This is a genomic window from Streptomyces sp. NPDC050528, from assembly GCF_044457795.1.
In the GTDB taxonomy this organism is placed as follows: domain Bacteria; phylum Actinomycetota; class Actinomycetes; order Streptomycetales; family Streptomycetaceae; genus Streptomyces.
Genome location: NZ_JBITHH010000003.1, coordinates 330,192 through 337,661, shown reverse-complemented (window position 1 = coordinate 337,661; position 7,470 = coordinate 330,192). Strand labels below are relative to the sequence as shown.

7 protein-coding genes and 1 pseudogene are annotated in these 7,470 nt (G+C 71.6%); 4 read left to right on the top strand and 4 right to left on the bottom strand.

The genetic code is table 11. The features are described from left to right. Window positions 1–126: 126 nt before the first annotated feature. Window positions 127–216: pseudogene (locus ACIBK4_RS12960) on the top strand (universal stress protein); the annotation flags it as partial. A 3-nt stretch (window positions 217–219) separates the two neighbouring features. Here ACIBK4_RS12960 and ACIBK4_RS12955 read toward each other — a convergent pair. After that, window positions 220–1,005, bottom strand: coding sequence for a TIM barrel protein (locus ACIBK4_RS12955; RefSeq protein ID WP_398994696.1), 786 nt, complete (start codon window positions 1,003–1,005; stop codon window positions 220–222). Window positions 1,006–1,177: 172 nt separating this feature from the next. Here ACIBK4_RS12955 and ACIBK4_RS12950 point away from each other — a divergent pair, with 172 nt between their 5' ends. Beyond that, the gene (locus tag ACIBK4_RS12950) at window positions 1,178–2,215 is read left to right on the top strand and encodes a LacI family DNA-binding transcriptional regulator (RefSeq protein ID WP_398994695.1); all 1,038 of its coding nucleotides are present in this window, start codon (window positions 1,178–1,180) and stop codon (window positions 2,213–2,215) included. A 6-nt stretch (window positions 2,216–2,221) separates the two neighbouring features. On the opposite strand, the gene ACIBK4_RS12945 is transcribed toward ACIBK4_RS12950, so the two are convergent. The 3 genes from ACIBK4_RS12945 to ACIBK4_RS12935 form a co-directional block, all read right to left on the bottom strand. Beyond that, window positions 2,222–3,457, bottom strand: coding sequence for a DUF4032 domain-containing protein (locus ACIBK4_RS12945; RefSeq protein ID WP_398994694.1), 1,236 nt, complete (start codon window positions 3,455–3,457; stop codon window positions 2,222–2,224). 9 nt (window positions 3,458–3,466) lie between these two features. Continuing rightward, a complete protein-coding gene (locus ACIBK4_RS12940; protein ID WP_398994693.1) occupies window positions 3,467–4,216 on the bottom strand; it encodes an MBL fold metallo-hydrolase in 750 nt (249 codons plus the stop codon). A gap of 141 nt (window positions 4,217–4,357) precedes the next feature. Further along, a complete protein-coding gene (locus ACIBK4_RS12935) occupies window positions 4,358–4,987 on the bottom strand; it encodes an alpha-ketoglutarate-dependent dioxygenase AlkB (RefSeq protein ID WP_398994692.1) in 630 nt (209 codons plus the stop codon). Between the two features lie 129 nt (window positions 4,988–5,116). Here ACIBK4_RS12935 and ACIBK4_RS12930 point away from each other — a divergent pair, with 129 nt between their 5' ends. Together ACIBK4_RS12930 and ACIBK4_RS12925 are read left to right on the top strand one after the other, a co-directional pair. Then, window positions 5,117–5,743 carry a TetR/AcrR family transcriptional regulator gene (locus tag ACIBK4_RS12930; RefSeq protein ID WP_398994691.1) on the top strand — a complete coding sequence of 209 codons (627 nt, stop codon included), beginning with the start codon at window positions 5,117–5,119 and terminating at the stop codon, window positions 5,741–5,743. Between the two features lie 46 nt (window positions 5,744–5,789). Further along, window positions 5,790–7,463: an FAD-binding dehydrogenase gene (locus tag ACIBK4_RS12925; protein WP_398995047.1), complete on the top strand. Its 1,674-nt coding sequence runs from the start codon at window positions 5,790–5,792 to the stop codon at window positions 7,461–7,463. Window positions 7,464–7,470 lie beyond the last annotated feature (7 nt).

Sequence of the window (7,470 nt, the reverse complement as noted above, 5' to 3'; positions counted from 1 at the left end):
GGGCCGCGCGCCCCGTTTGGGCCGGGGGGGGCCCCGGGGGGGGGGGGCCGGGGGGGGCGGGGGGGGCGGGCGCGGGGGGGGGGGGCCGGGTGGGGGGGGGGGGGGGGGCGCCCCCCCGGTCGGGGGGGGGGCCCGCGGATCGGCTCGGTCGCGCACGGGGTGCTGCACCACGCGGAGTGCCCGGTGGCCGTGGTGCCCTCGCCGGAGACCTCCTGAGGGTCAGACCGTGAACGCGGTACGGAAGCGGTCCAGGGCGCGCTCGCTGTCGCCGTCCGAGGCCCAGGCCTCCATCGCGACCGTGCCGTCGTAGCCGATGTCGGCCAACGCACGGGCGATCGCCGGGTAGTTGATCTCGCCGGTGCCCGGCTCCTGGCGGCCGGGGACGTCCGCCACCTGGATCTCGCCGATCAAGTCCAACTCGTGGGCTCGGCGGACGAGTTCGATGAGGTTCCCCTCGCCGATCTGCGCGTGGTAGAGGTCCAGGTTCATGCGCAGGCCGGGGCGGTTCACCGCCTTGACCAGGGCCAGGGTGTCGGCCGCCGTCGCGAACGGCACGCCCGGGTGGTCGACCGCCGCGTTGAGGTTCTCCAGCGTGAAGGTGACCCCGGCGCTGTCGCCCAACTCGGCGAGGCGGGTGAGGGTGCGGTGGGCGGCGATCCACATCGGGCCCGTGGGCTCGCCGGTCACCGGGACCACCGGCAGACCCTCGGAGTCCAGGCCGGTGCCGTGCAAGTTCAGCCGGGGGCAGCCCAGTTGATCGGCGGCCTTCACCGACTCCTCGGCGGTGCGCAGAAGTTCGGCGGCGCCCGACTCGTCCGTGAGGCTGCCCCGGATGTAGCCCGTCATCGACGAGAACTCGGCCGGGGTCCGCGTCAGCGCGTCCAGATCGTGCCGGGTCCAGTCCCAGATCTCGACCTGGAAACCGGCTTCGTGGATACGCCGGGCCCGCTCGTGGATCGGCAGATCCCGGAAGACCATCTCGGCACAGACCGCCAACGTGTACATCACTGCTCGCCCTCTTCTAGAACGTTCTAGATGGCAGTAGTACGCCACTACCGGATTCCCGTGTCAAGGCTTCACCGGGCATGTTTCTAGAACGTTGCAGTACCTTCGGACCAGCACCTTTGGAGCGACTACCATCCCGGAACGGAACGACCCCTCGACCGGAAGGACAACCGTGCCGACCACCCCCGCGGTCCCCGACGGAAAGCGGCCCACCCTGGCCCATGTCGCGGCCCGGGCGGGCGTCTCCGTCGCGCTGGTCTCCATCGTGATGCGCGGGGCGTACGGCGCGAGCGCGACCACCCGCGAGCGGGTGCTCAAGGCCGCCGAGGAGATCGGCTACCGGCCCGACACCCGGGCCCGGGTCCTGCGCAGCAACCGCTCACGCCTCCTCGGTGTGCAGTTCGGGCTGCGCCACCCCTTCCACACCGACCTTGTGGAGCGCATCTACGCCGCCGCCGAGCCCGTCGGCTACCAGGTCGCCCTGAGCGCGGTCGCCCCCTCGCGCGGTGAGCGGCAGGCCGTGGAGGCGCTGCTCGCCGACCGGTGCGAGGCCCTCGTCCTGCTCGGCCCCGAGGTCCCGGCCGCCCGCCTCGCGCAGCTCGCGACCCAGGTCCCGGTCGTCTCGGTGGCTCGGCGACTGCGGCCCGCCCCGCCCGCCGTGGACGTCGTCCGCACCGCCGACGACGAGGGCGCCCGGCAGGCCGTGGACCACCTGGTCGCGCTCGGCCACCGGACCATCGCCCACATCGACGGCGGCAAGGCGCCCGGCGCCGCCGACCGCCGCCGCGGCTACCGCACCGCGATGCACCGCCACGGCCTCGACGACCAGGTCCACGTGCTGCCCGGCGGTCCCACCGAGGAGGACGGCGCGCGGGGCGCCCGCACTCTGCTCGGCGAACCCCCAACTGCCCGGCCCAGTGCGGTACTTGCCTTCAACGACCGGTGCGCGACAGGCGTCCTCGACACCCTCCTGCGCGCCGGTGTGTCCGTCCCCGGCGAGATCTCCGTGGTCGGCTTCGACGACACCAGCCTGGCCCGGCTCGCCCACATCGACCTCACCACCGTCGCCCAGGACGTCCCGCGCCTCGCGGAACTCGCCGTCGGCCGCGCCATCGCCCGCCTGGACGGGGAGGCCGTAGCGGAGGGAGAGAGCGTGGTTCCGCCGCACCTTGTCGTCCGGGGCACGACGGCCCCGCCTGCCGCGGGCTGACCTGGGTCACTCCGGGGTGGTCGGTGCCAGCGTCTCGCGTACCTTCGGCAGGATGTTCTTGAGGTAGTCGTCGACCGCTGTGTCCAGGCCGATGTCGTGCTGGGCGTGCTCGGACATGTACCAACGGTGTTCGAGCAGCTCGTGGTAGATCTCGGCCGGGTCCATGGCGCCCCGCAGTTCGAGCGGTACGGCCCGCACGGTCGGCCTGAACGCGTCCCGCACCCACCGGTGCGCGAGCACCTCGGGACGGGCGGCGAGGGGATCGCCCGGGGCGTAGTCGTCCTGGGTGGCCATCCAGGACTCCAGGTCGTTGAGCAGCCGCCGGGCCTGGTTCTCCTCGGCGTCCAGGCCGGTCAGGCGCAGGAGTTGACGCTGATGGTGGCCCGCGTCGACGACCTTGGGCACGAACGTGACCGTATCGCCGTTCGAGGAGTGCTCGATCTGCATCTCGGCGACGTCGAAGCCGAGTTCGTTCAGCCGCCGGATCCGGCGTTCGATGAAGTGGTGCTTGCCCGCCGGGTACACCGAGACGCGTGTCAGCTCCTCCCACAGGCTCTGGTAGCGGGCGCAGATCTCCATGCCGAACTCGATCGGGTCGACGGACGGGTGCAGCGCCCCGGACGCCTCCAGGTCGAGCAGCTCCCCGCTGATGTTCACGCGGGCGAGGTCGAGGTCGTACTCCCGCTGCCCGTTGCTGAGTTGGGGGTGCAGGTCGCCGGTCTCCGCGTCCACCAGATACGCGGCGTAGGCGCCCGCGTCCCGCCGGAACAGCGTGTTCGAGAGCGAGCAGTCGCCCCACGCGAACCCGGCCAGGTGCAGCCGTACCAGCAGCACGGCCAGCGCGTCCATCAGGCGGTGCATGGTGGCCGGGCGCAGGGTCGTCTCGAACATCGAGCGGTACGGCATCGAGCCGCCCAAGTGCCGGGTGATCAGCACCGGTTCGAGGGGCTCGCCGTCGGCGTCGGCGCGTCCGGTGACCACGGCGAGGGGGTCGACCGCGGGGATGCCGAGCCGGTCCAGGTCGCGCAGCAGCTCGTACTCGCGCAGCGCGGGGCGTTCCGCCAGCTCCTTGACGGCTATGACCTCGCTGCCGGCGCGGGCGTAGCGCACGACGTGGCGGGAGATGCCGCGGGGCAGCGGGACCAGGTACTCGTCGGGCCACTCCTCCAGCGGAACGTCCCAGGGCAGTTCCAGCAGGAGGACCGGATGCTCCGGGTTCGTCGCGTTGATCTGCAGTGCCATGGGGTGACTTTAGATCGCGTGCTCGCGGGCGCGCCCGGCCGCCTCACGGACCGGACCGGTGTGCACGGGTCCGTGGCCGGGCAGCAGGGTGTCGGCGTCGAGCGCTTCGAGGATGTCCAGCGAGGCCACGGCACGGTCGCGCTCGTGGTGGAACATGTCGGGGAGCAGCTGCGGACCCTTGATGCGTGAGGTGGGGTGGCCGCTCACCAGGGCGTCCCCGGAGATCACGATCCCGCGCTCCGGGAGATGGAAGACACAGTGCCCGCTCGTGTGGCCCGGGGTGTGCACGGGGACGGGTCGGCCGGGCAGGTCGAGGGGGCCGTCCGAGTTCGGGAACGCCTCGGCCCCGGCGACCGGATGCTGCTCGGTGCCTCCGACGCGGATCGTGTGCACCATCCACGGCAGCACTCCGGGACGCCAGACGTTCTTCAGCACATCGCCGACGGTCACCTGTTGCAGGAACTCCCGGCGGGCGTGCGGGACTTCGGCCTCGTGCAGCAGGACGGGCGTGCCGTACGTGCTGTGCAGGTACTCCGCCGAACCGAGGTGGTCGTTGTGCGCGTGGGTGATCAGCACCGCCGTGACCGACTTCGGCGAACTCCCCACCTGCTCAAGCGAGTCGAGCACCAGCTCGCGGTCCCCGGGGTAACCGGTGTCCACCAGCGTGACCGCGTCGCCGTCCGTGAGGATCACCCAGTTGGTGTTGCTGCCGTGCACCAGGTAGGTGCCGTCCGCGACTTGGCGTACTTCTGCCCGCATGATCGTCCCTCGTGAGGTGGTGCCCCGTACGAGGACAGCCAACCAGACGCGCATGACCTCGGCGTGCGCGGGGGAAGCCGCCTCCGGCGCCGTCCGCCGGGGGCGGCCCCCGCGCGCATCCGAAGCGGCCGCCTCTCCGCCTCAGTGCACGCCGTGCGGGCGGAACTGCACGCTGATGCGCGGTCCCGCGGCGCGAGTGGTCTTGGGGACGCAGTGCTCCCAGGTCCGCTGACAGGAGCCGCCCATCACGATCAGATCGCCGTGCCCGAGCGGCCGCCGTACCGACTCACCGCCGCGTACGGGCCGCAGCAGCAGGTCGCGGGGCGCGCCCACGGAGAGGATCGCCACCATCGTGTCCTCACGGGCACCCCGCCCGATCCGGTCGCCGTGCCAGGCGACGCTGTCCCGGCCGTCGCGGTAGTAGCAGAGCCCGGACGTGGCGAAGGGTTCGCCCAACTCCCTTGTGTAGTACGCCGACAGGGCATCCCTCGCCTCGGCCAGTACCGGGTGGGGGAGTGCGTCCTCCGCGCCGTAATAGGCGAGCAGTCGCGGTACGGCCACGACCTGGTCGTACATCTGACGGCGCTCCGCGCGCCACGGCACCTCGGTGGCCAGCTCCTCGAACAGGGCGTCGGCGCCGGTGAGCCACCCCGGCAGCACGTCGATCCAGGCGCCGAGCCCCAGTGGCGTACGGCGGATCCCGTGGAGGGGGCCGAGGCGGAGCTGGTCGGTCTGGTCGAAGAGGGAGCCCTGGAGGTGGTGCGCGGTCATGGAACCAGCGTACTCCTTATTCGAATGTCTGTTCCCATGCGGGAGTCGGCCTCTTGAGGTCTGCCCCTTTGGATACATCGATGTATCGGATACATTCACGTATCGAACGAAGGATGCGGAGGTCCGGACATGGCGGTGGAGGCGACGGCCAAGCGTGTGACCAGGCGCCGGGTCCGCACGCGCGCCAATCTGCTGGACGCCGCGTTCGCCGTGTTCGCGGCGAAGGGGTTCGGGCGGGTCTCCATCGAGGAGGTCTGCGAGGCGGCCGGTTACAGCCGGGGCGCGTTCTATTCGAACTTCGGCAGCCTGGACGAGCTGTTCTTCGCGCTCTACCGGGACCGGGCCGAGCTGATCGCCGACCAGGTGGCCGGCGCGTTCGCGCTCGACGGGGCCGACCTCGACGTGCCGGCCGCCGTGGACCGCGTCACCGACGTGCTGCTCCTCGACCAGGACTGGCTGCTGGTCAAGACCGACTTCCTGGTGCACGCGGCCCGGGACCCGGCCGTCGCCCAGACCCTGCTGGACCACCGGGCACGGCTGCGCGACGCGATCGCCGACCGGCTCACCCGGGCCCGCGGACACACCCAACTCCCCGCCGTACTGGGCGACATCGACGGCGCCGCCCACGCGGTGATCGCCGCGTACGACGGAGTCACCACCCAACTGCTGCTCGACAAGGACGCCGAGCGGGCGCGCTCCTGGCTCAAGCAGCTGCTCACCGCGCTGCTGACCGACGGCAGCAACTCCCCTGAATGACAACCCACTTGTGAATGACCACCCACTTGAGAAGGGCAACGTCGCCATGGATGCGGACGTCATCGTCGTCGGAGCCGGTCTGGCCGGTCTGGTCGCGGCCCACGAGCTGACCAGCCGGGGACGCCGGGTCGCGCTCGTCGACCAGGAGAACGCCAACAACCTTGGCGGGCAGGCCTTTTGGTCCTTCGGCGGACTGTTCCTCGTCGACTCGCCGGAACAGCGCCGCCTCGGCATCAAGGACTCCTTCGACCTGGCCTGGAACGACTGGCAGGGCAGCGCCGGCTTCGACCGTGTCGACGACGAGGACTCCTGGGCGGTGCGCTGGGCGCGCGCCTACGTCGAGTTCGCCGCCGGCGAGAAGCGCCCCTGGCTGGAGAGCCACGGCATCAAGCTGCTGCCCACCGTCGGCTGGGCGGAACGCGGCGACCTGCGCGCCCACGGCCACGGCAACTCCGTCCCGCGCTTCCACGTCAGCTGGGGCACCGGCACCGGAGTCGTCGAACCCTTCGTGGACTACGCCAGGCAGGCCGCCCGCGACGGGCTGCTCACCTTCTACTACCGCCATCAGGTCGACGCGTTGGTGGTCGAGGACGGCGAGGCGCGCGGCGTCCGCGGCACGGTCCTTGCCGAGGACAACGCGGCCCGGGGCGTCTCTTCCAGCCGCGAGGCGATCGGCGACTTCGAACTCACCGCCCAGGCCGTCGTCGTCACCACCGGCGGCATCGGCGCCAACCACGACATCGTCCGCCAGTACTGGCCCGAGCGCCTCGGTACCCCGCCCGCCGAGATGGTCACCGGCGTCCCGGCCTACGTCGACGGCCGGATGCTCGACATCAGCGCGGAGGCGGGCGTACGTCTCGTCAACCGCGACCGCATGTGGCACTACACCGAGGGCCTGCAGAACTGGGACCCGGTCTGGCCCGGCCACGGCATCCGCATCCTGCCCGGCCCGTCCTCCCTGTGGTTCGACGCCCTCGGCCGCCGCCTGCCCGACCCGTGCCTGCCGGGCTACGACACCCTCAACACCCTCAAGTACCTGCGCACGACAGAGGACTTGGCGGAGCACGACCACTCCTGGTTCATCCTCACCCAGAAGATCATCGAGAAGGAGTTCGCGCTGTCGGGCTCCGAGCAGAACCCGGACATCACCGCCAAGGACAAGAAGGCGGTGCTGCGCGACCGGCTCCTCGGCAAGGGTGCCCCGGGCCCGGTGGACGCCTTCCTGCGCAAGGGCGCGGACTTCGTGACCGCGGGCAACCTGGAGCAACTGGTCGAGAAGATGAACCAGTTGACCGACAAGCCGCTCCTCGACGCGGCCGTCGTCCGGCGCCAGATCGAGGCCCGCGACCTCCAGATGGCCAACCCCTACAGCAAGGACTCCCAGGTCCAGGGCATCCGCAACGCCCGCCGCTACATCGGCGACCGCCTCGGCCGCGTCGCCACCCCGCACCGCATCCTGGACCCGGCGGCCGGCCCGCTGATCGGCGTCAAGCTGCACGTCCTGACCCGCAAGACCCTCGGCGGCATCCAGACGGACCTGGACTCACGGGCGCTGGGCGCGGACGGTCGGGCGATCGGCGGACTGTACGCGGCGGGCGAGGTCGCCGGCTTCGGCGGCGGGGGAGTGCACGGCTACAACGCTCTCGAAGGCACGTTCCTCGGCGGCTGCCTCTTCTCGGGCCGGGCGGCGGGCCGGGCCGCGGCCAAGCAGACGGCCTGACCGAGCG